This is a genomic window from Bradyrhizobium sp. MI1.10 (assembly GCF_055811035.1).
In genome coordinates, this window is sequence record NZ_JBVVPN010000044.1 from 33625 (window position 1) to 58669 (window position 25045).

At 65.3% G+C, this 25045-nt stretch carries 23 protein-coding genes, 1 tRNA gene and 1 pseudogene; 16 read left to right on the top strand and 9 right to left on the bottom strand.

The features are described from left to right. Positions 1 to 79 precede the first annotated feature (79 nt). From AC0L3K_RS32780 to AC0L3K_RS32795, 4 genes are all read right to left on the bottom strand, one after another. A complete protein-coding gene (locus AC0L3K_RS32780; RefSeq protein WP_473367582.1) occupies positions 80 to 481 on the bottom strand; it encodes an SRPBCC family protein in 402 nt (133 codons plus the stop codon). 190 nt (positions 482 to 671) lie between these two features. Then, entirely contained in the window at positions 672 to 1031 is a 360-nt protein-coding gene (locus tag AC0L3K_RS32785; protein ID WP_007597847.1) for a VOC family protein, read from the bottom strand. Between the two features lie 56 nt (positions 1032 to 1087). Further along, complete coding sequence (locus AC0L3K_RS32790; protein WP_219679077.1) at positions 1088 to 1927, bottom strand: helix-turn-helix transcriptional regulator; 840 nt, start codon at positions 1925 to 1927, stop codon at positions 1088 to 1090. Between the two features lie 9 nt (positions 1928 to 1936). After that, the gene (locus tag AC0L3K_RS32795; RefSeq protein ID WP_354200141.1) at positions 1937 to 2515 is read right to left on the bottom strand and encodes a methylated-DNA--[protein]-cysteine S-methyltransferase; all 579 of its coding nucleotides are present in this window, start codon (positions 2513 to 2515) and stop codon (positions 1937 to 1939) included. 171 nt (positions 2516 to 2686) lie between these two features. Here AC0L3K_RS32795 and AC0L3K_RS32800 point away from each other — a divergent pair. Then, positions 2687 to 2760 (top strand) — tRNA-Gly (locus AC0L3K_RS32800). A 4-nt stretch (positions 2761 to 2764) separates the two neighbouring features. On the opposite strand, the gene AC0L3K_RS32805 is transcribed toward AC0L3K_RS32800, so the two are convergent. After that, positions 2765 to 3757 (bottom strand): alpha/beta fold hydrolase, encoded by a 993-nt coding sequence (locus AC0L3K_RS32805; protein WP_473367583.1) that lies wholly within the window; start codon positions 3755 to 3757, stop codon positions 2765 to 2767. A 169-nt stretch (positions 3758 to 3926) separates the two neighbouring features. Between AC0L3K_RS32805 and AC0L3K_RS32810 the strand changes: the two genes are divergently transcribed. Continuing rightward, positions 3927 to 4508 (top strand): helix-turn-helix domain-containing protein, encoded by a 582-nt coding sequence (locus AC0L3K_RS32810; protein WP_219679084.1) that lies wholly within the window; start codon positions 3927 to 3929, stop codon positions 4506 to 4508. A 10-nt stretch (positions 4509 to 4518) separates the two neighbouring features. Next, positions 4519 to 4986 (top strand): GNAT family N-acetyltransferase, encoded by a 468-nt coding sequence (locus AC0L3K_RS32815; RefSeq protein WP_007597839.1) that lies wholly within the window; start codon positions 4519 to 4521, stop codon positions 4984 to 4986. A gap of 1 nt (position 4987) precedes the next feature. Here AC0L3K_RS32815 and AC0L3K_RS32820 read toward each other — a convergent pair whose 3' ends face one another. Beyond that, positions 4988 to 5515: a DUF1003 domain-containing protein gene (locus AC0L3K_RS32820; protein WP_007597837.1), complete on the bottom strand. Its 528-nt coding sequence runs from the start codon at positions 5513 to 5515 to the stop codon at positions 4988 to 4990. 112 nt (positions 5516 to 5627) lie between these two features. On the opposite strand from AC0L3K_RS32820, the gene AC0L3K_RS32825 reads away from it, so the two are divergent. From AC0L3K_RS32825 to AC0L3K_RS32860, 8 genes and pseudogenes are all read left to right on the top strand, one after another. Next, positions 5628 to 6686, top strand: a complete 1059-nt coding sequence (locus AC0L3K_RS32825; RefSeq protein WP_219679087.1) for a LacI family DNA-binding transcriptional regulator — start codon at positions 5628 to 5630, stop codon at positions 6684 to 6686. Positions 6687 to 6769: 83 nt separating this feature from the next. Next, positions 6770 to 8224 (top strand): xylulokinase, encoded by a 1455-nt coding sequence (gene xylB, locus AC0L3K_RS32830; RefSeq protein ID WP_354127004.1) that lies wholly within the window; start codon positions 6770 to 6772, stop codon positions 8222 to 8224. Further along, positions 8225 to 9547: a xylose isomerase gene (gene xylA / locus AC0L3K_RS32835; RefSeq protein WP_354127003.1), complete on the top strand. Its 1323-nt coding sequence runs from the start codon at positions 8225 to 8227 to the stop codon at positions 9545 to 9547. Between the two features lie 12 nt (positions 9548 to 9559). Continuing rightward, a complete protein-coding gene (locus tag AC0L3K_RS32840; RefSeq protein ID WP_354127002.1) occupies positions 9560 to 10318 on the top strand; it encodes an ATP-binding cassette domain-containing protein in 759 nt (252 codons plus the stop codon). Beyond that, the gene (locus tag AC0L3K_RS32845; protein ID WP_354127001.1) at positions 10318 to 11400 is read left to right on the top strand and encodes an ABC transporter permease; all 1083 of its coding nucleotides are present in this window, start codon (positions 10318 to 10320) and stop codon (positions 11398 to 11400) included. The genes AC0L3K_RS32840 and AC0L3K_RS32845 overlap by 1 nt, the downstream gene beginning before the upstream one ends. A gap of 94 nt (positions 11401 to 11494) precedes the next feature. Next, positions 11495 to 12427 carry a sugar-binding protein gene (locus AC0L3K_RS32850; protein WP_247426944.1) on the top strand — a complete coding sequence of 311 codons (933 nt, stop codon included), beginning with the start codon at positions 11495 to 11497 and terminating at the stop codon, positions 12425 to 12427. 102 nt (positions 12428 to 12529) lie between these two features. Then, positions 12530 to 12784 (top strand): annotated as a pseudogene (locus AC0L3K_RS32855) (aldo/keto reductase); the annotation flags it as partial. Positions 12785 to 12883: 99 nt separating this feature from the next. Further along, positions 12884 to 13732 carry an amidohydrolase family protein gene (locus tag AC0L3K_RS32860; protein WP_354127000.1) on the top strand — a complete coding sequence of 283 codons (849 nt, stop codon included), beginning with the start codon at positions 12884 to 12886 and terminating at the stop codon, positions 13730 to 13732. A 19-nt stretch (positions 13733 to 13751) separates the two neighbouring features. Here AC0L3K_RS32860 and AC0L3K_RS32865 read toward each other — a convergent pair whose 3' ends face one another. Further along, positions 13752 to 14555: an ATP-grasp domain-containing protein gene (locus AC0L3K_RS32865; protein ID WP_473367584.1), complete on the bottom strand. Its 804-nt coding sequence runs from the start codon at positions 14553 to 14555 to the stop codon at positions 13752 to 13754. A gap of 400 nt (positions 14556 to 14955) precedes the next feature. On the opposite strand from AC0L3K_RS32865, the gene AC0L3K_RS32870 reads away from it, so the two are divergent. The 3 genes from AC0L3K_RS32870 (at position 14956) to AC0L3K_RS32880 (ending at position 18167) form a co-directional block, all read left to right on the top strand. Then, complete coding sequence (locus tag AC0L3K_RS32870) at positions 14956 to 15729, top strand: ferredoxin--NADP reductase (RefSeq protein ID WP_473367585.1); 774 nt, start codon at positions 14956 to 14958, stop codon at positions 15727 to 15729. A 374-nt stretch (positions 15730 to 16103) separates the two neighbouring features. Continuing rightward, positions 16104 to 17825 (top strand): FMN-binding glutamate synthase family protein, encoded by a 1722-nt coding sequence (locus tag AC0L3K_RS32875; protein WP_473367586.1) that lies wholly within the window; start codon positions 16104 to 16106, stop codon positions 17823 to 17825. 99 nt (positions 17826 to 17924) lie between these two features. Continuing rightward, positions 17925 to 18167, top strand: a complete 243-nt coding sequence (locus tag AC0L3K_RS32880) for a PilZ domain-containing protein (protein WP_219679104.1) — start codon at positions 17925 to 17927, stop codon at positions 18165 to 18167. 74 nt (positions 18168 to 18241) lie between these two features. Here the strand turns inward: AC0L3K_RS32880 and AC0L3K_RS32885 are convergent, their stop codons facing one another. Next, a complete protein-coding gene (locus AC0L3K_RS32885; protein WP_473367587.1) occupies positions 18242 to 19537 on the bottom strand; it encodes a hemolysin family protein in 1296 nt (431 codons plus the stop codon). 241 nt (positions 19538 to 19778) lie between these two features. Here AC0L3K_RS32885 and AC0L3K_RS32890 point away from each other — a divergent pair, with 241 nt between their 5' ends. Next, positions 19779 to 21854, top strand: a complete 2076-nt coding sequence (locus tag AC0L3K_RS32890) for a methyl-accepting chemotaxis protein (RefSeq protein WP_354200110.1) — start codon at positions 19779 to 19781, stop codon at positions 21852 to 21854. A 117-nt stretch (positions 21855 to 21971) separates the two neighbouring features. Beyond that, a complete protein-coding gene (locus tag AC0L3K_RS32895; RefSeq protein WP_354200109.1) occupies positions 21972 to 22703 on the top strand; it encodes a sulfite exporter TauE/SafE family protein in 732 nt (243 codons plus the stop codon). A 7-nt stretch (positions 22704 to 22710) separates the two neighbouring features. Here the strand turns inward: AC0L3K_RS32895 and AC0L3K_RS32900 are convergent, their stop codons facing one another. Then, positions 22711 to 24693, bottom strand: a complete 1983-nt coding sequence (locus tag AC0L3K_RS32900) for a carbohydrate porin (protein WP_473367588.1) — start codon at positions 24691 to 24693, stop codon at positions 22711 to 22713. Positions 24694 to 25045 lie beyond the last annotated feature (352 nt).

The following is a 25045-nucleotide window of genomic DNA, read 5'->3' on the forward strand; positions in this document are numbered from 1 at the left end:
GCGCCGCCGGGAGAGCGGAGCCAACCGGGCGCACGCCGCCATGGTTACGGCGGACAGGGGCGGGGCTCTGTGAGAAATATCACGCAGCCGCCGCTGGAAACGCTCGGTGTATGGCGGCGACAGCGTCCTTGGTCTGTCCCTGCACATAGGGCGCGAGCTCATTCGGCAGCATGTCGATGATCCAGACCAGGCGGCTTCTCGCCTCGCCCCCGGCGATCACCTGCACCGAGGCGCTGTAATGCTTCAGCCGCTCGTTGTTGATCGCGTAGACCAGCCGCTGCCGCGCATCGTCGCAATCGACCAGCACCTCGCGCGCCACCGATCCATTGGCGAAGGTGACGACGCGCGCGTCGCCGTCGAGCGCGCAGGCCGTGACGAAGCCCGGCGCCAGCCGCCGATGCAGCGCGCCGAAATCACGCACCGCATCCCAGACGTCGCGCGCCGGGGCGTTGAGGGGAATGTCGTTGTGGATGGAGGCCATTGTTGAATCCTGGTTGAATCCTGTGATGTAGAGAAGCGAGCGATAGCGCCGTCATCTCAGCTGTCATCGCCCGACTTGATCGGGCGATCCAGTATTCCAGAGGCCGCTGTGATGAATCGAGAAGCTGCGGCGTACTGGATGCCCCGGTCAAGCCGGGGCATGACAATGTGTGTGGTGAGGCCTGCCGTACTCACGTGCAAACCGCCTCGACATTGTTGCCATCGGGATCGATCAAAAACGCCGCGTAGTAAGTCGGGCTGTAATCCTTGCGCGGGCCGGCGCCGCCATTGTCTCGGCCGCCGCTCTTCAGGCCCTCGCTATGGAATGCCTTGACCGAATCATGATCCCCAGCGCGAAACGCGATATGCGCGCCATCGGCTTTCCGCCCCTTGTTCAGGTGCAGCCACAGCGCCGGCGCGCCCTGCGGTCCGAAGCCGGCATAACCGTCGCCGCTTGAGCACAGGACATAACCGAGCGGCGCCAGCACTGCGGTGTAGAAGCGCGTTGCGGCGTCGAGGTCGGCAACGCGCAATCCGATATGGTCGTACATGGTCGTCTCCATTTCCAAACCGCGCCGCAATCGGCGCGCGCCGGAGACGAACCTAGTCAGTTGAGGGCGAGCTGCTCTTGGAGAATCTTGCGCTCTCCCTTCGAGGCCTGACGGAACTTGGTCGGCGAGACGCCGGCGGCGCGGTGAAAGGTGCGGACGAAGTTGGAGAGATCGCCGAAGCCGACGTCATAGGCGATGTCAGTGACTGCGATGTCGTCGTCGGTCAGCAGCCGCGCCGCATGCCGCAGGCGCGAGCGCACCAGATATTGATGCGGGGTGACGCCGAGCACGGCGGAGAACAGCCGCAGGAAATGGAACGGGCTGAGCCCTGCCTGCCGCGCGGCCTGTTCGAGGTCGACCTCGGCATGCGAATTGGCGTCGATCCACAGCGCGGCTTCCACGGCGCGGCGGCGGTCGCGCGCGGTCGGCGTCGTCGGCTTGCGCGCCTTGCCCGAGACGACATCGACGAAACGGCCGGCGAGGATCTGGCCGACCTCGTCGAGACCGAGGTCGCTGTTGCCATCTGCCGCCGTCTGGGCGAGCTCGCCCAGCACCATCAGCTCGGGCAGCGGCGGCGTCGCGCCGACCTGCCAGACGTCTCGCCGGCCGCCGAGCGCGTCGACCAGATCCTCGCCGAGGAAAAAGGACAGGCAGACGTCGCCGGCGACATGCTCATGCGTGCAGGTGTATTCCTCGCCCGGCGCGCCGACCAGCATCGAGCCCGCCACCAGATCGAAGAAGCCGGCGCGGCAATGACAGCCAAAGCTTCCCGCGCGGACATAGGCAATGGAATGGCCGGTGCGACACTCCGCAAACGGGCTGTCGTCCGGTCCCGCGTCGCAGCGAAACTCCGAGACGGTCATCGAGGGGGTCGTCAGCAGCGTGGTCGCGTCCATGCCACCTATCTAGGTGGAGGGTCTCGGCGAGGCAACGGGCAGCAGCACGTCGAACAGCGTCTTGCTGGCGATCGGATGGGCGCCCTCCAGCGACAGCAGCCGCCGCTTGGAGATCACCCCGCCATAGGGCGAGAGCCGGTCGGTGTAATTGCCGGCCTCCAGCACCCGGTGGCACGGCACGATCAGCATGTAGGGATTTTTCGCGATCGCCTGTGCCACAGAATGCGCGGCGCCGGAGGCGCCCAGCGCCTTGGCGATCTCGTGGTAGGTGCGCGTCTCCCCGCGCGGGATGGCGCAGGCGGCTTCATAGACCCGCCGGTTGAAGCCGGGCACCCCGCTCGCATCCAGGCTGACCTCGGAAAAATCGGCATCGCTGCCTTGCAGCAAGCCCACGATGCCCTCGATCGCAAACGCGGCGTTCGCGGAAGGCCGCTGCTCGCGCGCCTCGGGATGGACCTGGAAAATCCGGCGGCGGGTGTCGATCTCCCGCGCCTCCGGCAATTGCACGGCGACGACCCCGGTGCTGCTCCAGATGATGCCGCAGCGCCCTATGGTCGTGTCGAATATCGCGTAGCCACGCCCCACCATGCACACGCCCCACTCAGTGCACGTCTCCCCAGACAGGCGATCATAACACCGCCACAATCCGGCGCACCCAAAATCTTACCGGAAACTTAAGAAGGGTCAGGCGGCCTGCGCCAAAGCGCTTGGCGAGATGCGCCGTCTCGGCTAATCAGAGCGGGCGCAGGCTGCGCATCCGCGGGCGTAGTTCAATGGTAGAACGGCAGCTTCCCAAGCTGCATACGAGGGTTCGATTCCCTTCGCCCGCTCCATCCTTTAGTTCGGCAGGCTCCGCAGAAATTCCACGATCGCCGCATTCACCTCCGCCGGCCGTTCCTGCTGCGTCCAGTGTCCGCAGCCCGGCAACATCTTGATCTCGCGCAGTTGCGGCACAGACTGCTTCATGTTGGCGATCTGCTCTCCGGCGCCGGGGAAGGAAACGACCATATCGTGGTCGCCGGCGATGAAGAGCGCGGGCACGACCACCTTGACGCCCTCGAAGGCGCCCATCAGCTCCCAGTTGCGATCGATGTTGCGATAGTAGTTGAGCGGTCCGCGAAACCCACTGTGGGCAAATTCGGCACCGTAATAGTCGAGGTCCGCGCTACTCAGCCACGGCGGCAGCGGCACCTGCATTTTCGGCAGCAAGCCGTCCTTGCGAGAGACCATGCCGACACCGGCGGTCCGCCCTTGACGCTCGGCATTGGCGCGGATCACCGCCGCGCCCTCGCCGGAACCGCCATAGAGCATGGCGCCGAGCGTTGCGCGCGGATCCCTTTCGAATTCCGCTTCGGCGACACCCGGCTCCTGGAAATACAGTTGATAGAACTGCGCGTCCGACGTCTGTGGCATTACACTCGTCGGCGGCACCGGACCGCGCGGTCGATAGGGCACGCTGAGAATGGCGGCGGCGCGGAAGCGATCGGGCCGCAGGCGCGCGGTGTGCCAGGCGATCGTCGCGCCCCAGTCGTGCCCGACGATGACGGCGTCCTTCGCCTCGAAAGCGTCGAGCACGCCGACGAGGTCGCCGACCATGTGGAGGATCGTGTACTGGTCGATCGCCTCGGGCTTGTCGCTCTTGCCGTAGCCGCGCATGTCGGGCGCGACAGCGTGGTAGCCGGCCGCGGCCAGCGCCGCGAGTTGGTGACGCCAGGAATACCAGCTTTCCGGAAAGCCGTGGCAGAGCAGCACCAGCGGCCCTTCGCCCTGTTCGGCGACGTTGAGGCTGATGCCGTTTGCCTTGATGATCCGTTGCGTCGGTCCGTTCATGCCACACCTCCCGCTGCATCGTGATTGCGCCCATCCTAGACGTTGCTGCCCGGCGCGCAAAGATTCCAATATATTAGCCCCTCGATCCCGGCATACGCCGCTGCTCCGGCCTAATCTTCTCGTCCGGCGGATGCGGTCCCTGCGACGGGCAACGTTTGGATCAGAGATCATGGACCAGCAAAAGCTCGACCGCGCGATCGGTCGCCGATTGAAGACGGTGCGGACGCAAGCCGGCATGACGCTGAATGAGCTTGCCACGCGCTCCGGCGTCAGCCGGGCCATGATCGGGCGGGTGGAGCGGGCGCAGAGCAGTGCGACGGCGTCGCTGCTCAACAAGCTCTGCGCGGCGCTCGATGTGTCCTTGAGCGACGTGGTGGCGCTGGCCGAGAAGCCGCCGGAGCGGCTGGTGCGGCTCGCCGACCAACCGCACTGGCGCGATCCCGACAGCGGCTATCGCCGCCGTCACGCCTCGCCGACGGACGCGGCGAGCGGCATCGAGGTTATCGTCGTCGATTTGCCGGCCGGCGCGCGGGTGCCGTACAGCCCCTGGGGGCGCAACGCCTTCACCCAGCAGCTGCTGATGCTGGAGGGCGCGATCGCCGTGCACATCGACGCCAAGGCGGTTCGCCTGCGCGAAGGCGACTGTCTCGACTTCGACGTGATGCGCGCGGTGATCTTCGAGAACGAGACCAGACAGGACGCGCGCTACGTCATCATCACGCGCCGCGGCGCGTCCTACGGCAAGATGTGAGGCCCTGACGATGCAGATCCGCACCGGCGACACCTTTGATCCGCGCGTCATCGCGCTGCTCGACCATCACGTTGCGGCGGCGCGAGCACAGACCGCGCCGGGCAGTGCGCATGCGCTTGATCTCGCCGGGCTTCGTGCCCCGGAAGTCGCGTTCTGGACCGGCTGGGACGGCGACACGCTGGTCGCCACCGGTGCGCTGAAGTCGCTGTCGGGAGCGCATGGCGAGGTGAAGTCGATGCACACGCTCCAGACCACGCGGCGGCGCGGCTTTGGCGGTGAGATGCTCCGCCACATCATCACGGAAGCCCGCGCGCGCGGCATGGCGCGGCTCAGCCTCGAAACCGGCTCCTGGGACTATTTCAAGCCGGCGCACGCGCTCTACCAGGCGCATGGCTTTGTCCTCTGCGGCCCGTTCCAGGGCTATGTCGAGGATCCCAACAGCCTGTTCCTGACCCTGGATCTGTCGGCGAGCCGATAGCTCAGGAGCGCGTCTCCTCGATCCTGTCGAGCACGCGCTCGGGGGCGATGTCCCGGCTTGCCTCCTCCAGATCGCGCTTCGAATCGGGCTGGACGTCGAGCCGCTCGGCGATCTGCGTGAGCAGGCGGGCAACCTTGGTCAATTCGTGCTCGGCGAGAAGGCTGATCTGGAGATCGAGATCGGCGCGCTTGTCCGCTGCTGCGCTCATGCGGTTCTGCGAGATCAGCACGAATGTCGACAGGAAGATCGCCTCGACCGAAGCAATCATCGCCAGCACCACGAAGCTCTCGTCCCAGGCCGGGATTCCCGGCAGCCAGTGCAGATTGGCGATGATCCAGAAGCCGAACACCGCGACATGGAGATAGACGAACGCCATGCTGCCGGTGAACGCCGTGATCGCATCGGCAAGTTTTTCCTGACCCCTGGCACCGCGCTGCTCGCGGCGGCGGCGCTCGACCAGGGCCTGGATGTTGCGCTCGAGCGTCGGGCTCAATCCCTCACCGGGATCATGGGTGATATCGTTATGCACGGGGCAGCAACGGCGGACGGGAAAAGCTGTTCCTGGGCTCAGCCGAGCGAAAATGCTCGCCGCCCCTCAAAATGAGTTGCGTACCTCAAAACACCTCTGCTAGCCTTCAGCCATGGCCGAGACGCTCACCACGACTGCGCTGACGCTGAAGGACATCGCCCGCCAGGCCGGCGTCAGCCTCGCGACGGTGGACCGCGTCCTGCACAATCGTCCGGGCGTGCGGCCGGATACGGTCCGGCGCGTCAAGGAGGCGATCGAGCGCAATTCGTTCCAGCCGCACGTGGCCGCCGCCGAGCTCGCCCGCGGCCGCGCCCGCCGTTTCGCCTTCGTGATGCCGTCGGGGCCGAACCCGTTCATGCAGCAGATCCAGGACTATCTCGGCGAGATGTCGGGCTGGCTGTCGTCCCGCCGCCTCGGCGTCGAGACGGTCGCGACCGACGTCTTCGATCCGTCCGTGCTCGCCGCTTCCCTTGAAGGGCTCTCGGATGATTACGACGGCATCGCCGTGGTCGCGCTGGACCATCCCGGCGTCCGCGCCGCCATCGACGATCTCGTCGATGCCGGCGCCAAGGTCGTGACGCTGGTCTCGGACGTGCCGTCGTCGCGCCGGCACCATTATGTCGGTATCGACAATATTGCCGCGGGGCGCACCGCCGGCGCGCTGGTCGGGCGGCTGGTCGGACAAAAGTCCGGCAAGGTCGCGATCGTCGCGGGCTCGCAGGGCCTGCGCGACCATGCCGAGCGCATTTTTGGCTTCAACCAGGTGATGGCGTCGGAATTCCCCGGCCTCAGCGTGCTGCCGGTGCTCGAAGGACGCGACGAGGACGCGCGTTCGGAACAATTGTTGGCGCGGCTGCTGGGCAGGCATACCGATATTGTGGGTCTTTATAATGTCGGCGCCGGCACGCAAGGCGTCGCCAACGCGTTGAATGAGAAGGCCTTGAGCGATGCCGGCCGCGACAGGCAGGTGGTGTTCGTCGGACACGACCTCACCGCGCTGACGCGCCGGCTGCTGCTGCAGGGCGTGATGCATGCCGCGATCTCGCAGAACCCCGGACACGAAGCGCGCGCCGCCGTGCGCGTGCTGCTCGCGCTCGCCCGTGGCGAGCCGATCTTGCGCGAACAGGAGAAGATCAGGATCGACATCGTGATGCGAGACAATCTGCCTTAACGGCAGGTGGAATTCAAAACGACCCCGTTGCGGATAAGGCGACCTTGAGTTCGCGCACCGCAACAGGCGAAAGGGAGGACGGCGTGTTTCTCGGAATCGACATCGGCACATCAGGTGTGAAAGCGGTGCTCGTCAGCGAAGCCGGCGCGGTTGTCGCGACGGCGGCGCGAGAGCTCGCGCTGTCGCATCCCGCGCCGCTGTGGTCCGAGCAGGATCCCGATGGCTGGGTCGATGCGGCGGTCGGCGCGGTCGACGATCTTGCCGCCCGCCATCCGCGCGAGGTCGCGCGGATGCGCGGCATCGGGCTATCCGGCCAGATGCATGGCGCGACGCTGCTGGACGAGGACGGACGGCCGCTGCGTCCCGCGATCCTCTGGAACGACGGCCGCTCGCACGCCGAATGCGTCGCGCTGGAGCGGCGCTGCCCCTCGTTGCACACCATCGCCGGTAATCTGGCCATGCCCGGCTTCACCGCGCCGAAGCTGCTCTGGGTCGCCAGGCATGAGCCAAAAATCTTCGCGCGCGTCGCAAAGGTGCTGCTGCCGAAGGCCTATGTGCGCTATCGACTGACCGGCGAGATGATCGAGGACATGTCGGACGCGGCCGGCACGCTGTGGCTCGACGTCGGTCTGCGCCGCTGGTCGGCGCTGCTGCTGCATGCCACCGGGCTCGATCTCCACCACATGCCGCGCCTGGTCGAGGGCAGCGAGGTCAGCGCGACGCTCGCGCCGGATTACGCCCAACGCTGGGGCATGGCAAAGAATGTCGTGGTCGCCGGCGGCGCCGGCGACAATGCCGCGAGCGCGATCGGGCTCGGCGCCATCGCGCCGGGCGATGCCTTCCTGTCGCTTGGCACATCCGGCGTGGTGTTCCGCGTCACTGATCGGTTCGCGCCGGCGCCGGCCTCGGCGGTCCATGCGTTCTGTCACGCGCTGCCCGGCCGCTGGCATCAGATGGGCGTGATGCTGTCGGCTGCGGCTTCGCTGGCCTGGCTCGCCGGCGTGATGGAGGTTCCGGCCGCAGCGCTGCTGGCGCCGCTCGGCGAGCGCGTCGATGGACCGAGTCCGGTCAAATTCCTGCCCTATCTCGACGGCGAGCGCACGCCGCACAACGATGCCGCCGCCAGCGGTGCCTTTGTCGGCCTGCGCGGTGCGACCGGGCGCTCCCAGATCGTTCAGGCCGTGCTCGAAGGCGTCGCCTTCGCCGCGCGCGACAATCTGGCGGCGCTGAGCGCGGCCGGCGGACCGCTTGCCGAGGTCGATCTCGTCGGCGGCGGCTCGCGCTCGCCGCTGTGGGCGCAGATCTGCGCAGATGTGCTCGGCATTCCCGTCCACCGCGTCGAGGAGGGCGAGGTCGGGGCGGCGCTCGGCGCCGCCAGGCTCGGACGGCTCGCCGCCACCGGCGAAGACGCGGCTGCGGTTTGCACCCGTCCGCGCCGGCTCGCGAGCTTTACGCCTCGCGCATCCGTGGCTGCGGCCTATGACGAGGCCTATCGCCGCTGGCGCGAACTTTATCCCGCGTTGAAGGAGTGTGCCTAAGTGACTGCGTCAGCGAAATTCTTCGATACAAGCGTACCTGTCGCCTTCGCCGGCGGGGATGCGGGAAACGCGCCTGCCTTCCGCTGGTACGATAAGGACCGCCTCGTCCATGGCCGCAGGATGGAGGACCATCTGCGCTTTGCGGTCTGCTATTGGCATTCGTTGTGCTGGCCCGGCGGCGATCCCTTTGGCGGCGAGACGTTCCTGCGACCCTGGCATCACGGCGCCGATGCGATGGCGCAGGCGCGCGCCAAGGCTGACGTCGCCTTCGAACTGTTTCGTCTGCTCGACGTGCCCTTCTTCACCTTCCACGACGTCGATGCGGCGCCGGAAGGTAACTCGCTTGGCGAATCCGTCGCCAACCTCAATGCCATCGCCGATCTGTTCGAAGCGAAGATGGCCTCGAGCAAAGTGCGCCTGCTCTGGGGCACCGCCAATTTGTTCACGCATCGCCGCTACATGGCGGGCGCGGCCACCAATCCGGACCCCGAGATCTTCACCTATGCCGCCGGCCAGGTCCGCGCCGCGCTGGAGGTGACGCACCGTCTCGGCGGCGAGAACTACGTGCTGTGGGGCGGGCGCGAGGGTTACGAGACGCTGCTCAACACCGATCTCAAGCGCGAGCTCGACCAGCTCGGCCGCTTCGTCTCGCTGGTCGTCGAGCACAAGCACAAGATCGGCTTCAAGGGACCAATCCTGATCGAGCCGAAGCCGAAGGAGCCGACCAAGCATCAATATGATTTCGACGTCGCCACCTGCTACGGCTTCCTCGCGCGTTACGACCTGCTGAAGGACGTCAAGCTCAACATCGAGCAGAACCACGCCATCCTCGCCGGCCACTCCTTCCATCACGAGGTCGCGCTCGCGGAGGCGCTGGGTGTGTTCGGCTCGCTCGACATCAACCGCGGCGACGATCTGCTCGGCTGGGACACCGACCAGTTCGCGATGAACGTGCCCGAGCTTGCCCTGGTGTTCCACGAGCTCCTGAGCCGCGGCGGCTTCAGCTCCGGCGGGCTCAATTTCGACGCCAAGATCCGCCGCCAGTCGATCGATCCCGACGATCTGATCCATGCCCATGTCGGTTCGATGGACGCCTGCGCGCGGGCGTTGCTCGCCGCCGCGGACATGCTGGATTCCGGCGTGCTCACTGCGCCGCTCGCGAAACGCTACGAGGGATGGGCCGGGCCCGAGGGCCGCGCCATTCTCGGCGGCCAGCGCTCGCTCGCCGAACTTGCCGACCGCGCGCACGGCCCGGGCTTTGACCCACAGCCGCGCTCGGGCCGGCAGGAATATCTTGAATCCCTCGTCAACCGCTACGTCTGAGGAAGGCCGCTGATGACAAATGCACAAGCAACACCGGTCCTCGAGCTGACCGGCATCGGCAAGGAGTTCGGCGCGATCCGCGCGCTGCATGATGTCGACATGCAGGTCCTTCCCGGCGAGGTCGTCGGCCTGATGGGCGACAACGGCGCGGGCAAGTCGACGCTGGTCAAGATCATCGCCGGCAATTTCCGCCCCAGCCACGGCGAAATCCGCTTCGCCGGCAGCGCGGTTCATTTCAACCGGCCCATCGATGCCCGCGGCGTCGGCATCGAGGTGGTCTATCAGGACCTTGCGCTCGCCGACAATCTCACGGCGGCAGCCAACGTCTTTCTCGGCCGCGAGCTGAAGCGCAGGATAGGGCCGTTCGCGTTGCTCGACCACAAAGCGATGGCTGCGCGTGCGTTGGAGCTGTTCGGCGAGCTGCGCTCGGAGACGCGCCCCGACGATCTCGTCAAGCAGATGTCGGGCGGTCAGCGCCAGGCGGTTGCGATCGCGCGGACGCGGCTCTCCAACGCGAAGCTGGTCATGATGGACGAGCCCACGGCCGCGATCTCGGTCCGCCAGGTCGAGCAGGTGCTCGGCCTGATCCACCGGCTGAAGGAGCAGGGCGTTGCCGTGATGCTGATCTCGCATCGCATGCCCGACGTGTTCGCGGTGTGCGATCGCGTCATCGTCATGCGCCGCGGCGAAAAGCGGGCCGACAAGCCCATCCACCAGACCTCTCCCGAGGAGGTCACCGCCCTGATCACCGGCGCGAAGGAGGCGGCGTGATGGCCATGCCCTTGGAATCCCCGATCACCTTTTCGAACATCGGCAAGATCAGATGGTGGCAGCGCGGCATCTTCGCGTCCCAGACCGGCTATGTCCTGCTCGCACTCGCCGTGCTGCTGGTGGTCATGCATTTCGCCAGCCCGTACTTCTTCACCGAAGGCAACATGCAGAACGTGGCGAAGAATTTCTCCTTCATCGCCATTGCGACGCTCGGCGTCACCTTCGTAATCATCACCGGCGGCATCGATCTGTCGGTGGGCTCGATGATGTGCTTCTCCGCCATGGTCACCTCGATGGTGATGACCGAGCTGTCGGCGCCCGGCTCGCCGGCAGGCTCCCTGTTCGTGCACATGGCGGCCGACGGCAAGACCGTGCTCGCCAATGTCCCCGGCCTGATCCTGGTGGTCTCGCTTCTCGCCGGCCTCGGCGTCGCGCTGCTCGCCGGCCTCGTCAACGGCTTCTGTATCGCGGTGCTCGGCCTGTCGCCGTTCGTCACCACGCTCGGCATGCTCTCGATCGTGCGCGGGCTCGGCTATGTCGTCTCCAACGGACGCGGCAGCTTTCCAGGTGGGCCGGATGCCGATTATTTCTACGCGCTCACCTCGGGCGACGTGCTCGGCGTGCCCGTGCCGTTCATTTATCTGATCGTCCTCGCGCTGGCGATGGCCGTGGTGCTGCACCACAGCTCGTTCGGCCGTCACGTGTTCGCGCTCGGCGGCAACGAGAAGGCGGCCGAACTCACCGGCATCCCGGTCGTGCGGGTGAAGATCGAGGTCTATGTGATCTGCGCGCTCGCCGCTGGCCTCCAGGGCATCATCATCTCCGGCTGGCTCGGGTCGGCGCCGGCCAACATGGCGACGTCCTACGAGCTCAACGTGATCGCTGCGGCCGTCATCGGCGGTGCCAATCTCGCCGGCGGGATCGGCGGTCCACTCGGCGCCATCGTCGGCTGCGTGCTGCTCGAGGTGATCCGCAACGGCCTCGTGCTCGCCCAGGTCAGCTCCTACTGGCAGCAGACGCTGGTGGGCGTGATCATCATCCTGGCCGTATTGGTCGACCGCATCCGCTCGCGGATGATCTGAAACGAAATCGTTCCGGGACGGCAACGAAAATGCCGCCTGTCCGCTTCCCGGACGATCTTGAGAGGACAGGCGCCAAAGAAGGGTGGAGGAGACGATGAGGAAATTTCTACTTGCCGGCATCGCGGTCGCGATGATGGCTACGCCGGCGTTTGCCGCAAACTACCGGTTCGTGATCGTGCCCAAGGCGATGAACAATCCGTTCTTCGATTTCGCGCGCGACGGCTGCCTGAAGCGTGCCAAGGAGCTCGGCAATATCGAGTGCATCTACAAGGGGCCGGTCGAGCACGAGCCGGCGACGCAGGCCCAGATCATCCAGGACTTCGTCACCCAGAAGGTCGACGGCCTCGCCATTTCGGTTGCCGACGTTGCGGCGATGACCAAGTCGATCGACGCGGCGACCGCGGCCGGCATCCCCGTCATCACCTTCGACGCCGATGCGCCCGGCGCCAAGCGCATCGCCTATATCGGCACCAACAACAAGGAGTTCGGCGTCGCCCTCGGCAAGCAGCTCCTGAAGCTGCGGCCCGACGGTGGCAAATACGCCATGGTCTCGGGTGGTCCCGGCGCCAAGAACCTCGCCGAGCGCGTCGACGGCGTCCGCGAGGCGTTGAAGGGCTCGAAATGGACCGAGGTCGCGGGCTCTCCCACGTTCTGCAATGACGATCCCGCGCTGGCGGTTCAGCAGATGACTGACATGCGCACCGCGACGCCCGACCTCGCCGCGATCGTTCCCATCGGCGGCTGGCCGATGTTCGCCCCCGAAGGCTTCAAGGCCTTCGCGTCCAGGTACAAGAAGGATATCGATTCCGGCAAGTTCACGCTTGTCGTGGCCGATACGCTGAAGATGCAGCTCGAGCTGTTGCGCGATGGCTATGCCAATGCGCTGGTCGGCCAGCGTCCGTTCGAGATGGGCGAGAAGGCGATGGACACGCTGCTCGCCATCAAGAAGGGCGAGAAGGTGCCGGAGATCGTTTATACCGGCCTCGATCTCGTCACCAAGGACAACGTTGCGCAGATGTTGAAGTAGGAGCGTCGCCAGCCCCGCGCTCCTGCGTGCCTCTCCCGCTTGCGCTTGTCGCAAGCGGGAGAGATGATTTTGGTTATTGGGAAGACTGTTGAGGCAGTGGGAATGAAAAGGTCGCGGCTCGGCTCTCTCGATGTCACCTCACTCGGCCTCGGTTCCGCCCCGCTCGGCGGATTGTTCACCCCCGTCAGCGATGCCGATGCGGAAGCGACCATCGCCCGCGCCTGGTCGCTCGGAATCCGCTTCTTCGACACCGCGCCGCTCTACGGCTTTGGCCTCGCGGAGCGACGCCTTGGCGCATTCCTGCGGCAACAACCCCGTGACTCCTTCGCCATCTCGACCAAGGTCGATCGCCTGCTCGACGTGCTCTGCCGCAAGCACGGCACGCAGATGAGCTGGGAGCTGCGTGGGCGAAAACTCGTCGATGCCCGCGCACCATTGCCGGGCGGAGCGTAAGGCATGATCGTCGACGCTCACCAGCATTTCTGGGATCCCGCGCGCGCCGACTATCCCTGGATGGACGCGCCCGAGCTCACGCCGCTCCGGCGTGCCTTCGGTCCGGCCGATCTCGCGCCGCTCTTGAAAGCCAACGGCATCGACGCGAGCATCCTGGTGCAGTGCCGCTCCGCACTGGCGGAGACCGAGGAATTTTTGAGGATCGCGCATGCGACGCCCTCAGTGATTGGCATCGTCGGCTGGGCCGATCTGACCGACGCTGAACTTGGCGAGACGCTGGAGCAGTTGCGTGCTTCGCCCGGCGGCGACAAGCTGGTCGGCATCCGCCACCAGGTCCATGACGAGGCCGACCCGGATTGGCTGTTGCGCGAGGACGTCCAGCGCGGCCTCACGGCCGTGTTCGCGCACGATCTCGCCTACGATTTCCTGGTCCGCACCCGCGAGCTGCCGGCCGCGATCGCAACAGCACAAGCGTTCCCGCAGGCGCGCTTCGTGCTCGACCACGCAGCCAAGCCGCCGATCGCCGATGGCGGAAGCACTGAATGGTCCAATGGCATCGCGGCACTCGCGGCCTGCGGCAATGTCTGGTGCAAGGTCTCGGGGCTGGCGACGGAAGCGGTGTGGAGCGACTGGAATGCGGAGCGGCTGTTTCCATTCGTCGCGCACGCCGCGACCTGCTTTGGCGAGAATCGCCTGATCTTCGGCTCGGACTGGCCAGTATGTTTGCTCGCGGGAAGCTATGGCGAGATCAAGGGCGCGCTGGAGGCGTGCCTGATGGAGCTCGGGCCGCAGGTGCGGGAGAAGGCGTTCGGCGTGAATGCCAAGGCTGCGTATCGGCTGGCGGTGAGCTGAAGTCGCCAGCGCGTGTCGCTCAGTGTTCGTCCCCGAACACCCGATCCAGCGCCGCATCGTACGTCGTCTGCACCAGCTCCGGATGCAGCTTCGCCAGCGTCTCCATCATCACGCCTGAGTTGATCTCGAGCACACGCCAGACGCCGTCGACGTGCACGAGGTCGATCGATGCGAAGGTGATGCCGATGGCATTGGCGGCATCGATGGCGAGCTTTGCGCAGGCTGCGCGTAGATCGTCGTCCCGCATCAGCACGGGCGTTGCACCCGCATCGAGATTGTGCCGCCAATCCGGGCCAAGCTGCTTGCTGTAGACGACGAGTGGCACATCGTCGAGCAGTACCACGCGAACTTCATCCTCGATCACGACATAGGGTGAGATCACGAGTCCGGCGCTCATCGAAAAGGCTTCGCCAACCGCATGATCGAGCTCTGTTTCCGTCGTTACCCTGAAGACGGATCGTCCCGACGTCCCGTCGTTCGGCTTCACCACCACGCCTTGCGGATTGTCGTGAAGCAACGCCAGCATGGTCTCTCGCCAGGCGACGCCGACAACCTTCCCGCCCAACTTCGGATTGAGGAAGAGGCGATGGGGAATGCAGGGCACGCCCTCGAGCGCCAGCACCTCGGCGGCGGCCGATTTGTCGTTGGCCAGGCGGTGCGCGATGGCGCTGTTGAGGCCGATGTCGTAGCCGAACGCGAAGTGGCGCTGCTCGCCCCGGCGCATCGCGAGCAGCCAGCCATCGGCGCGGACATCGAGCGCGATGCCGTGGGTCGCGCAATAGCGCTTGATCGCCTGCACGAAGATCCGCTCGCCGCTCGCCATGTGTCTCAGTCGCCAGTCCCAGTCGTCAGTTCCAGTCGATCTTGGCGCCAAAAGCCGCAAAAATCCGGGAAACGGCGCCAAACGGGGGTGAAATCAGAGCTATTCTTAATGAAATTCTCGCGAGCACTACGGAAATTAAGTGCTGTATTCGAGCCCCGGAGGGAAAAGAAATTGCCCTCCGCATGCGCCGGACGGCAGATCCATTAATGGTGTGACCATTTCCGCCGCAAATGCCGGTTTGACCGGCATCAATTGCATCCGGAACGAGGTTGATTATTGGTCTCAATGGCGTAGATCACACACGCGAAATCCTCCGCCATGGCAATGGTGTCCGCTCCGCTTTCAGGGGCCGGGCAACGCTTTTGCCCTAAAACCGCAATTATTCGGAATATCGAAAATCATGAGCGCGTTTTACCGAGAGAAGGTTCTTTCCGTCCAGCACTGGACCGACACCCTGTTCAGCTTTCGCGCGACCCGGGATTCCGGCTTCCGCTTCCAGAACGGCCAGTTCGCGATGATCGGCCTCGAGGTTGAGGGCCGCCCGCTGCTCCGCGCCTACAGCATGGCGAGCGCCAATCACGAGGAAGAGCTCGAGTTCTTCTCGATCAAGGTTCAGGACGGCCCGCTGACGTCGCGTCTCCAGAAGATCAAGGAAGGCGACACCATCCTGGTCGGCCGCAAGGCGACCGGCACGCTGATCACCGACAACCTCATCCCCGGCAAGCGGCTGATGCTGCTCTCGACCGGCACGGGCTTGGCGCCCTTCGCCAGCCTGATCAAGGACCCCGAGGTTTACGACCAGTTCGACAGCATCGTGCTGGTGCATGGCTGCCGTCAGGTCTCCGAGCTCGCCTATGGCGAGAAGCTCGTCGCCGGTCTTCGCGAGGACGAACTGTTCGGGGAGTTGCTTGCGGACAAGCTCATCTACTACCCGACCGTGACCCGCGAGCCGTTCAAGAACCGCGGCCGCATCACCGATCTCATCAGCTCCGAGCAGATCTTCAACGACATCGGCCAGCGTCCGCTCGACATTGCGACCGACCGCATCATGATGTGCGGCAGCCCGGCGATGCTCGAAGAGCTGAAACTGATGTTCGAGGGCCGCGACTTCGTCGAGGGCTCCGGCAACAAGCCCGGCCATTTCGTGATCGAAAAGGCCTTCGTCGAGCGGTAGGCCCTCTCGGCGTGGGGGGGGGGGGGGGGGGGGGGGGGGGGGGGGGGGGGGGGCGCGGGGGGGGGGGGTGGGGGGGGCGGGGCCCGCGAGGGGGGCGGGGGCCCCGCCAACCCCCCCGCACTTTTGGTCCCCCACCCGGCGGGGGGGGGGGGGGGGCCCGGGGGGGGGGGGCCGGCCCAACCCCCCGCACGCTTGCCTGGGTAAAGCACCTTGACCGGTTAATGGCCATCCATTCCGGGCTCTGCTGCACCGCACCAGCCCGCCCATCGGGCTGATTGATTTGTCCCCGCCGAATTCGCTAGCCTGAAACAACCGCCGCGTCATATCCGTATGACAGGCGCGGGCGTATCGTACCGCCTCATGCTGGCGAGAGGATGGGAATCGTGGCCGACGAGAATAAGACGCAGGAATCGCCTCACTTATCGGCCAACATATCCGCCAAACGGCTGCCGCTGGTGGAAGAGGGGATCATGGAAACCCTGCTGCTGCCATTCTCCCCGCGCTTCATCGTCCTGACGATCTGCGCGGTGGTCACCGCGCTGCTAATCGGCATCGGCATCGCCGACCGCAAGATCTTCGACATCCTGCTGATCCCGATTCTGATCTTCGGCGCGTTGACGCTGCTGGGCGTCCGCGACCTCATGCAGAAGGGCCACGCCGTCCTGCGCAACTACCCGATCTCGGCGCATATCCGCTTCCTGCTCGAAGAAATTCGCCCGGAGATGCGGCAGTATTTCTTCGAGAGCGAGAAGGACGGCATGCCGTTCTCGCGCGACATTCGTGCGGTGGTCTATCAGCGCGCCAAGATGCAGCTCGACAAGCGTCCGTTCGGCACCCAGGAGGACGTCTACCGCGAGGGTTATGAGTGGATGCATCACTCGGTCTCGCCGAAGACGCATGCCGAGGAGAAATTCCGCGTCACCATCGGCGGACCGGATTGCGCCAAGCCGTATTCGGCTTCGGTGTTCAACATCTCCGCGATGAGTTTTGGCGCGCTCAGCCCGAACGCCGTGCGCGCGCTGAATGCCGGCGCCAAGAAGGGCGGCTTCGCGCACGACACCGGCGAGGGCGGCTTCAGCCCCTATCACGCGGAGATGGGCGGCGACATCATCTGGGAGATCGGTTCGGGCTATTTCGGCTGCCGCCATCTCGACGGCGCCTTCGATCCCGAAGCCTTCGCGCGCGTCGCGAGCCAGGACCAGATCAAGATGGTCGAGCTCAAGATCAGCCAGGGCGCCAAGCCCGGTCATGGCGGCGTGCTGCCGGCGGCGAAAGTCTCGGAGGAGATTTCCAAGATCCGCGGCGTCGCGATGGGTGAGGATTGTATCTCGCCGGCCTCGCATCGCGCCTTCTCGACACCTGTCGGCATGATGCAGTTCATCGGCGAGATGCGAAAGCTCGCCGGCGGCAAGCCGACCGGCTTCAAGCTGTGCATCGGCCATCCCTGGGAATTTTTGGCGATCTGCAAGGCAATGATCGAGACCGGCATCTATCCTGACTTCATCGTGGTCGACGGCAACGAGGGCGGCACCGGCGCCGCGCCGCTCGAGTTCATGGACCATTTGGGCATGCCGATGCGGGAGGGCGTCAATTTCGTCCACAACGCTCTGATAGGCATCAACGCACGCGACCGCATCAAGATCGGCGCCTCCGGCAAGATCGCCACCGCGTTCGACATGGCACGTGCCATGTCGATCGGTGCGGACTACTGCAATTCGGCACGCGGCTTCATGTTCTCGCTCGGCTGTATCCAGTCGCTGAGCTGCCACACCGACCGCTGCCCGACCGGCGTCGCGACGCAGGACCCGACGCGTGCGCGTGCGCTCTATGTGCCGCTCAAGATCGACCGCGTGCACAATTATCACCTTGCGACGCTGCACTCGCTGACCGAGCTGATCGCCGCGGCCGGTCTCGAACATCCGCAGCAGCTGCGCCCGATCCATTTCTCGCAGCGCACCTCGACGACGGACGTGAAATCGTTCGCGCAGCTTTATCCGTCGCTGCGTCCGGGCGAACTGCTCGAAGGCACCGAAGACCCGCGCTTCCGCGACGCCTGGCGGATGGCGCGGACAGAGACGTTCCAGCCGGCGCTGTAGGCGCCGGTCCACTTGCAAGGCCGCAGGCCCCGCGCGCAAAAGCATCGCAACGAGGGCTGCGTTTAACGTTTGGTTCAGCTTTGGGTGTAGATTGTCGCCATGGATGAGCGGCGCGACAAGGCAAGGCATCGCGTGCTGAAGGCCGGAACGATCGAGTTCGGCGGCGGCGGCGCGATCGACTGCACCATCCGCAACCTGTCCGATACCGGCGCCGCGCTCGACGTCAGCAGTCCCGTCGGCATCCCCGACCGTTTCAGCCTGTTCGTCCAGGCCGACGGAACACATCTCGCCTGCACCGTGATCTGGCGCAAGGAAAAGCGGATCGGGGTGAGGTTCGGGTGAGGGCTCCAGCGCACTAGGCCGGGACGACGTGAAGCTTAGTGCGGCGATCTGCATTTCAACACGTCGCCGCTCGCTCACCCCGTTTCTACTTCGCTCCGCCGGCTCGCGAGAATCTTGTCGATCCTCCGTCCGTCGAGATCGACCACCTCGATGTGCCAGTCGCCGAAGTCGAAGGCGTCGCCGACATCAGGCAGCACGTTGAACTGTTGCAGCACGAGGCCGGCGACGGTGTTGTAGCGGTGCGGCGGCAGTTCGATGCCGAGCAGCTCGCCGAATTCGTCGACCGGCATCCAGCCTGAGACCAGCAGCGAATCGTCCGCGCGCTTGACGTAGGCCGGTTCCGGTGGGCCTTCCTCGGAATGGAAGGCGCCGACGATCGATTCCAGAATGTCAGCCGTCGTCACGATGCCTTCGAAGGCGCCGTATTCGTCGTAGACGAGGCCCACATGCACCGGCGCAGCCTTCAGGATCGCCAGCACGTCGCGGGCATCGGCCGAGGCGGGAATGCCCGGCGCCTCGCGAACCAGCACGCGCAAATCCGGCGTGCGCTCGTTCATGAAGGCGACCAGCAGGTCCTTGGCCTGGAGCACGCCAATCGGCTTGTCGCGGTCGCCGTCGGAGACGGGAAAGCGTGAATGCGGACTCTTGGCGATGGTCGCTCGAATGCTCTCCGGCGTATCGTTCAGGTCGATCTCGTTGACCTCCGTGCGCGGCGTCATGATCGCGCCGACCGGCCGATCGCCGAGCCGCATCACGCCCGCGATCAACTCCTTTTCACCTGACTCGAGCACGCCCGCGCTTTCGGCTTCGCTGACGAGATGATGGATCTCGTCTTCCGAGACCTTCTCTTCGGACTTGCCGCCATGGCCGAGCAGCGTGAGGATCAGCTTGCCGGAGAGATCGAGCAGGAAGACCAGCGGCAGCGAGACCTTCGCAAGCACGTGCATCGCGGGTGCAACCCTGACCGCGATGCTCTCGGGGTCACGCAGCGCCACCTGCTTCGGCACCAGCTCGCCGACGATCAGGGTGGCGTAGGTGATGAGCGTGACAACCAGGCCCACTCCGACGATATCGGCAATTCCTGCGGACAGGCCGAGCTCAAGCAGCCATTGCGTCAGCCGCTGTCCGAGCGTCGCGCCCGAGAACGCGCCGGAGAGGACGCCGACCAGTGTGATCCCGATCTGCACCGTCGAGAGGAATTTGCCGGGATCGGCCGCGAGCGTCAGCGCCCGCTCGGCGCCGCGGACGCCCTTGGCGGCGAGCATCGACAGCCGGGCCGGACGTGACGAGACCACGGCCAGCTCGGACATGGACAGCAAGCCGTTGATGACGATCAGGACGACGACGATGGCGAGTTCGGCGGAGAGCATTGATGTTCCGAGGTAATGGAGTGTGGCGCGGATGGCGACACAGGCCTTGATATAGGTATTCGGGGGAGAAATGCCGACGATTCTGTCGTATCCGGCATCGCGAAGGAACTTCGGCGACACCGTCCGGAAGGCACTCGAAGCCCAATACTCCGCGGAACTACGGGCATGCCGTTGCTTAACGGGCTCTTAGCGGCAACCGGCTAAGTTTTCGGCATTTGCAGGAATGTATTCGGGGGATCAGATGCGGATCGGGAAGCTCTTTGCGCTGTCGATGCTGACGGTGACGGTTTTTGCAGTCATCCTTGGCGCCGAGGTGCTGATACCCCAGGCGCGCATCTTCGCGAACCGCTCCGACGCGATCAAGACGGTCGACGCCTTTGGTGCGACCCTGACGGTCAGTCAGCACATTGCTAGCCTTCGTGCCCCCTACATTTCCCCGATTTTCCAGGAGAACGCTGCGACCCAGGTCCAGATCGAAGCCGCCGCGAAGGCGGCGAAAGCGGTCGATGTCGCGTTCGAGGGGGCAAGGCGCGCCATCACGGTGCTGGATGATTCCGGGCCAATGATCGAAAACCTGGACCGTACCGCGCGGCGGCTCAAGGATATCACCACCGCGGCAGATCGCGCGATGAGCGTTCCGCTGGCGACGCGCGACAGCGCTGCGATCAAGGGCTTCCTTCCGGGCGTTGCCGAGGTCATCGGCAATATCGAGCCGATCATGAACCGGCTCGAAGCGAAGGTCATCAATGCCGATTCCTCGCTTGCGGCACTGTTGAGCCTGGCGCGAACGGCGCAGGATCTGCGCGTCTCGGCCGGTAGCCGCGCCGCCTCGCTGTCGCCGGCGCTGAGCGCACGCCGACCGCTCACGGCGGCTGAATTTTCGCTGATGGATCGGATGCAGGGACGTGTCGAGGCCGACCGCGAGCGCATCGAGGCCGGTATCGACCAACTCGGAAGCCCGCCCCGCATCGCCACCGCGCTGAAGGCGGCGACGGATTCTTACTTCGGGAAGGCAGCGCTCGTCGTGGACAAGGAAATGCCTGCGGCACGTGGCGACGGCAAGTACGGCATCAATGCCGAAGAGCTGGCCAGCGTCATCGTACCGGCGATCCAGATGTTCTACGGCGTGCGCGATGCCGCCTTGGTCGAAGCTGCCGAGCGCGCCGTGGCCGCGCGCGACGGCGCGCTGGCGATGCTCGCGCTCGCGGGCGTGGCGGTGCTGGCGCTGCTGGGGACACTCGGTGGCGTGACCATGATGCTGCGCCGGCGCGTGGTGACGCCGCTGGGCCGGCTCGCGGACGTGATCGCAACGCTTGCGGCTGGGCAGCACGAGGTCGAGATTCCCGTGACGGGCCGCAATGACGAGATCAGCCAGGTGGCGGGCTCGCTCCAGCACTTCAAGGACTCGCTCTCCGCCAAGAAGGCCGCCGACGAGGCCGCCGCGGTCGAAGCCGAGGCGAAGCTCCAGCGTAGCCAGCGCATGGACCAGATCGCGCGCGATTTCGAAGCGTTGATCGGCGACGTCATCAACACTGTGTCGTCGGCATCGTCGGAGCTGGAAGTGTCGGCGGGAACGCTGACGAGTACCGCCGATCAATCGGAAAAGGTCACCGCGACGGTCGCGGCCGCCTCCGAACAGGCCTCCACCAACGTGCAGACCGTTGCCGCGGCCGCGGAGGAAATGGCGTCCTCGGTCGACGAGATCGGCCGTCAGGTCCAGGATTCCGCGCGGGTGGCCAGCGAAGCGGTGCAGCAGGCCGCGCGGACCAACGACTATGTCGGCGAGCTCGCCAAGGCTGCCGGCCGGATCGGCGACGTGGTCGAGCTCATCAGCCAGATCGCGGGCCAGACCAATCTTCTGGCGCTCAATGCAACGATCGAGGCGGCGCGCGCCGGCGAGGCCGGGCGCGGTTTCGCCGTGGTCGCCTCCGAGGTCAAGGCGCTGGCCGAGCAGACCGCCAAGGCCACCGGCGAGATCAGCCAGCAGATCACGGGAATCCAGAGCGCGACGGAGGATTCGGTCGGCGCCATCAAGTCGATCAGCGACACCATCACCCGCATGTCCGAGATCGCATCGGCGATCGCCTCCGCGGTCGAGGAGCAGGGCGCGGCGACGCGGGAGATTTCCCGCAACGTGCAGCAGGCGGCGCGCGGCACCCAGCAGGTCTCCGCCAGCATCGTCGACGTGCAGCGCGGCGCGAGCCAGACCGGATCGGCCTCCTCCACCGTGCTCGCGTCAGCGAAGTCGCTGTCCGGCGAGAGCAGCCGCCTCAAGATCGAGGTCGGGAAGTTCCTGGACGCGATCCGGGCTGCGTAACAAGGTCATTGTGGAGGGAAGCGGCTTCACCTAGGCTCGCACCACCGGGGATGTCGCAGCCTCCCCGTGAAGTGGTGATCCCACGCAAGCGCTGCTCGCTGATGTTTGGAGCGAGCAATGGACGGGATCGCAATCGAACTACCGCTTTTCCTGTTGGCCACCTTTGCCGGCGCATTCGTCGCCGGCCTTTCCGGCTTTGCCTTCGGCCTCGTCGCGGCATCGCTGTGGCTTTACGTGCTGACGCCGCTTCAGAGCGCCAGCCTGATCGTCGGCTTTGGCCTTCTGGTTCAGGGCTACTCGGTCTGGAAGTTGCGCGCGGCGCTCGACTGGCGGCGGCTGTGGCCCTTTATGATCGGTGCCGTCGTGGGCGTGCCGGTCGGCGTGTCACTCCTGACCTCGGCCGATCCCAAGAGCGTCCGCATCGCGGTTGGGGCGATCCTGATCGTCTACAGCCTCTATGCGTTCTTCAAGCCGCAGCTCAAGGTCGCGACAATCGTGCCGCCGGCCGCAGACATGACGATCGGCTTCGTCAACGGTGTGCTTGGTGGCCTGACCGGCCTCGCCGGCATCATCGTCACCATCTGGTGCAATCTGCGCGGCCTGCCCAAGGGTGTTCAGCGCGCCACCTTTCAGCCCGTCGCGGTCGTGGTGTTCGCCATTGCGGCGCTCCTGCTGGGCGCCAAAGGTTCGCTCACGCTCGAGACCGCAAAGCTGTTCGCGCTCGGCCTGCCATTTCTCTTTGCGGGAACGTGGCTCGGGCTGAAACTGTTCGGCCGCATCGACGAGGCCGCGTTCCGCAAGATCGTGCTCGCGCTGCTGTTCGTCTCGGGCGTCGCGCTGTTGTTCTGAGCCGCGCTCAGAACTCGCCGTGCAGCCGTCCCGAGAACACCGACACCGGGCCGCGATCAGCGTTGTATGCGGGGTTGACGATCAGCTGGTAGTCGGCGGTGAGGGTGAGATTCTTGTTCAGCGCATAGGCGTAATAGGTTTCGAGGATGCGCTCGCGGCGGTAGTTGAGCGCGCCATCGCCGATGAGAACACCGAGGCCGCCGGCGGCCAGGAAGTCGCGATAATCCTGCGAGATGGCATTGATGGCGCCGCCGACGCCAATCACGTCATCGGGCCGGCCCCATTTCGTGCCCTTGATCGAAAGACCACCGGACAGGCTGCGGTGAATGTCGGTGAAGGCCAGCGTCTCGGTCTTGCCGTCATTCCAGCTCCAACGGCCGAACAGACCGACATCCTCGGTGATCGCCTGCTCGAGGTTGAGCACGTAGCCATACTTCAGACGGCCGCGCCGGGTCTGCGCAATGTCGAGATTGAGCGCCGGATTGTTCAGCGTCTCGCGGAAGCTGCCCATATTGGCGCTGTCGAGCCAGCCTATGGTCCTGAGCTTGCCGGGCTGGCCAAGCAGCGAGAAGCGCGTTTCGAGCTCGAGCACGTACTGGCCGCGCTCGCCGACCCTGGTGTCGAAATGATTCGAATTGGACTCGGCGACCATCAGGAAGTAGCCGCCGCGCAACGCCCACTGCTTTTGGTTCAGCTCGGCGGTGACGCCGTAGGTGAGGCCAACCTTGTCGGCGGAATAGTCGAAGGCGCCTGGCGCCCACAGCGACCAGTTCATGAAGTCCTTGCGGGTGTCCTTGGCGTAGGCGTTGCCGTCGAACACGTCGATCACGGGGAATTTGCCGGCCTGCACCGTGAGCCTGGAAACGTCGACCTTCTGTCCGAGCTGCAACTGGCCGCTCGCGAGCTCTTCCTGCTCGCCGCCAAAGCCAAACGTCTGGCGCACGAACAGGCGCGAGGTGTTGTAATGCGGATAGGGAAAGTTCGACTTCTGCGCTTCGCCATTCGGGAAGCCGGCCGCACCGACGGTGTCGTTCAATCCAAATCCCTGCAGCAGTTCGGGATTGTAATAGACCTCGCCGCCGTCCCACAGCTTTGCGTTCAGGAACAGGCTGTTGCTCCAGGTCGCCTTGGCCTGCCGTGATGGCGAGAGCGAGTTCGGCCCGGTGTAGAGGGCGGGGAACGAAGGATAGCCTTGCGGCAGATACGTGCTCTGGCCGTGGATCTCCCAGCGATCCGATTCCGTGTCGATCAGCGAGCCGATTCCCGAGCTCTTGGGATTGTAGCTCGGCATGCCCGGCCAATCGACCTTGCGGTTGAGGCCAAGCCGGACCGACTGGAAGTCGAGCGATGAAGAATTGTATTGGGCGCCCGTGGAGAAGGCGACATTGCCGCCGTCGAAGCGGCTGTTGAGATATTCGACCCGTGCGCTCCAATGCGGCGCGAAACCGTATTCGATGCCAGCACCCGCGATCCAGCCGGGCCGCGTGTTCAGGATTTTCGGGACTGCTTCGCCTGCGGCTGGCGTGTCGAAATAGCGCTCACCCATCCAAGCAAAGCCGCCGGTGGCATAGACCAGCCATGGACCGCTGGTGTAGCCGAGGCGCCCGCGCACGCTCGCGGTGTAGTCCCATTGCTGCGTGACGGTGTTGGCGGGTGTCGCCAGGACGGAAACGATCGAGTTGGAGGTGATGTAGTTCGGAAAAGAAAAATCCCCTTCGACGCCGAGAAGCCAGCCGGAATTGAGACGGTAATTGTAGCCGGCCTGCACGCCGCCGATCATGCCGCTGAAGACGCCGCTGTCGTTGATGCCGGTGCCGTCGTTCAGCGCGGAGCGCGACGAGCCGAGGCTGTAGCCGGCATGCGCACCGATGTAGAGGCCGGTCCAGTCATAGACGGCCTTCAGCGCTGGTGCCTTCAGCGGCAGATCAGCCGCGCGGCTGGCGGCGGGCAAAGCCAAGACGCCCGAGGCAATCGCCGCGGCCGTCCGCAAATACCTGTAACGGTGACCCCTCAACGTCAAAACGCACGCCCCCAAAGCGAGTGTGTCCACTCGCCGCACTATCCCTGCCGATTCGCGGCGACCCTGTCATCAGGATTAGGTGCTCCGCGATCGAACGAGATGATCTCGATCCGGCCCGATTTCTTCCCAAGCTCCTGAGCCTGCTGCGAACCTTATTGCGATTAATTCGCAATAGCAACTGATGCGGATTGCCGCAGAGGATGGTTCGCACCGCTCTGTGACGGGACTGCAACAAATTCCGAGGCGCAAAAAAAAAAATGACCCCCCCCCGGGGGGGACGCCGGGGGGGGGGAGAGTTTTTTTGGGGGCGCTTTTTTTTGGT

What these genes read in the sequence shown, in the direction of transcription:
- AC0L3K_RS32870 (WP_473367585.1), top strand. Translation starts at nt 14,956, where the DNA reads ATGAGCGCGTTTTACCGAGAGAAGGTTCTTTCCGTCCAGCACTGGACC.
- AC0L3K_RS32840 (WP_354127002.1), top strand. Translation starts at nt 9,560, where the DNA reads ATGACAAATGCACAAGCAACACCGGTCCTCGAGCTGACCGGCATCGGC.
- AC0L3K_RS32890 (WP_354200110.1), top strand. Translation starts at nt 19,779, where the DNA reads ATGCGGATCGGGAAGCTCTTTGCGCTGTCGATGCTGACGGTGACGGTT.
- AC0L3K_RS32785 (WP_007597847.1), bottom strand. Translation starts at nt 1,031, where the DNA reads ATGTACGACCATATCGGATTGCGCGTTGCCGACCTCGACGCCGCAACG.
- AC0L3K_RS32780 (WP_473367582.1), bottom strand. Translation starts at nt 481, where the DNA reads ATGGCCTCCATCCACAACGACATTCCCCTCAACGCCCCGGCGCGCGAC.
- AC0L3K_RS32860 (WP_354127000.1), top strand. Translation starts at nt 12,884, where the DNA reads ATGATCGTCGACGCTCACCAGCATTTCTGGGATCCCGCGCGCGCCGAC.
- AC0L3K_RS32880 (WP_219679104.1), top strand. Translation starts at nt 17,925, where the DNA reads ATGGATGAGCGGCGCGACAAGGCAAGGCATCGCGTGCTGAAGGCCGGA.
- AC0L3K_RS32825 (WP_219679087.1), top strand. Translation starts at nt 5,628, where the DNA reads ATGGCCGAGACGCTCACCACGACTGCGCTGACGCTGAAGGACATCGCC.
- AC0L3K_RS32790 (WP_219679077.1), bottom strand. Translation starts at nt 1,927, where the DNA reads ATGGACGCGACCACGCTGCTGACGACCCCCTCGATGACCGTCTCGGAG.
- AC0L3K_RS32845 (WP_354127001.1), top strand. Translation starts at nt 10,318, where the DNA reads ATGGCCATGCCCTTGGAATCCCCGATCACCTTTTCGAACATCGGCAAG.
- AC0L3K_RS32885 (WP_473367587.1), bottom strand. Translation starts at nt 19,537, where the DNA reads ATGCTCTCCGCCGAACTCGCCATCGTCGTCGTCCTGATCGTCATCAAC.
- AC0L3K_RS32805 (WP_473367583.1), bottom strand. Translation starts at nt 3,757, where the DNA reads ATGAACGGACCGACGCAACGGATCATCAAGGCAAACGGCATCAGCCTC.
- AC0L3K_RS32875 (WP_473367586.1), top strand. Translation starts at nt 16,104, where the DNA reads ATGGGAATCGTGGCCGACGAGAATAAGACGCAGGAATCGCCTCACTTA.
- AC0L3K_RS32850 (WP_247426944.1), top strand. Translation starts at nt 11,495, where the DNA reads ATGAGGAAATTTCTACTTGCCGGCATCGCGGTCGCGATGATGGCTACG.
- AC0L3K_RS32795 (WP_354200141.1), bottom strand. Translation starts at nt 2,515, where the DNA reads ATGGTGGGGCGTGGCTACGCGATATTCGACACGACCATAGGGCGCTGC.
- AC0L3K_RS32810 (WP_219679084.1), top strand. Translation starts at nt 3,927, where the DNA reads ATGGACCAGCAAAAGCTCGACCGCGCGATCGGTCGCCGATTGAAGACG.
- AC0L3K_RS32815 (WP_007597839.1), top strand. Translation starts at nt 4,519, where the DNA reads ATGCAGATCCGCACCGGCGACACCTTTGATCCGCGCGTCATCGCGCTG.
- AC0L3K_RS32865 (WP_473367584.1), bottom strand. Translation starts at nt 14,555, where the DNA reads ATGGCGAGCGGCGAGCGGATCTTCGTGCAGGCGATCAAGCGCTATTGC.
- AC0L3K_RS32895 (WP_354200109.1), top strand. Translation starts at nt 21,972, where the DNA reads ATGGACGGGATCGCAATCGAACTACCGCTTTTCCTGTTGGCCACCTTT.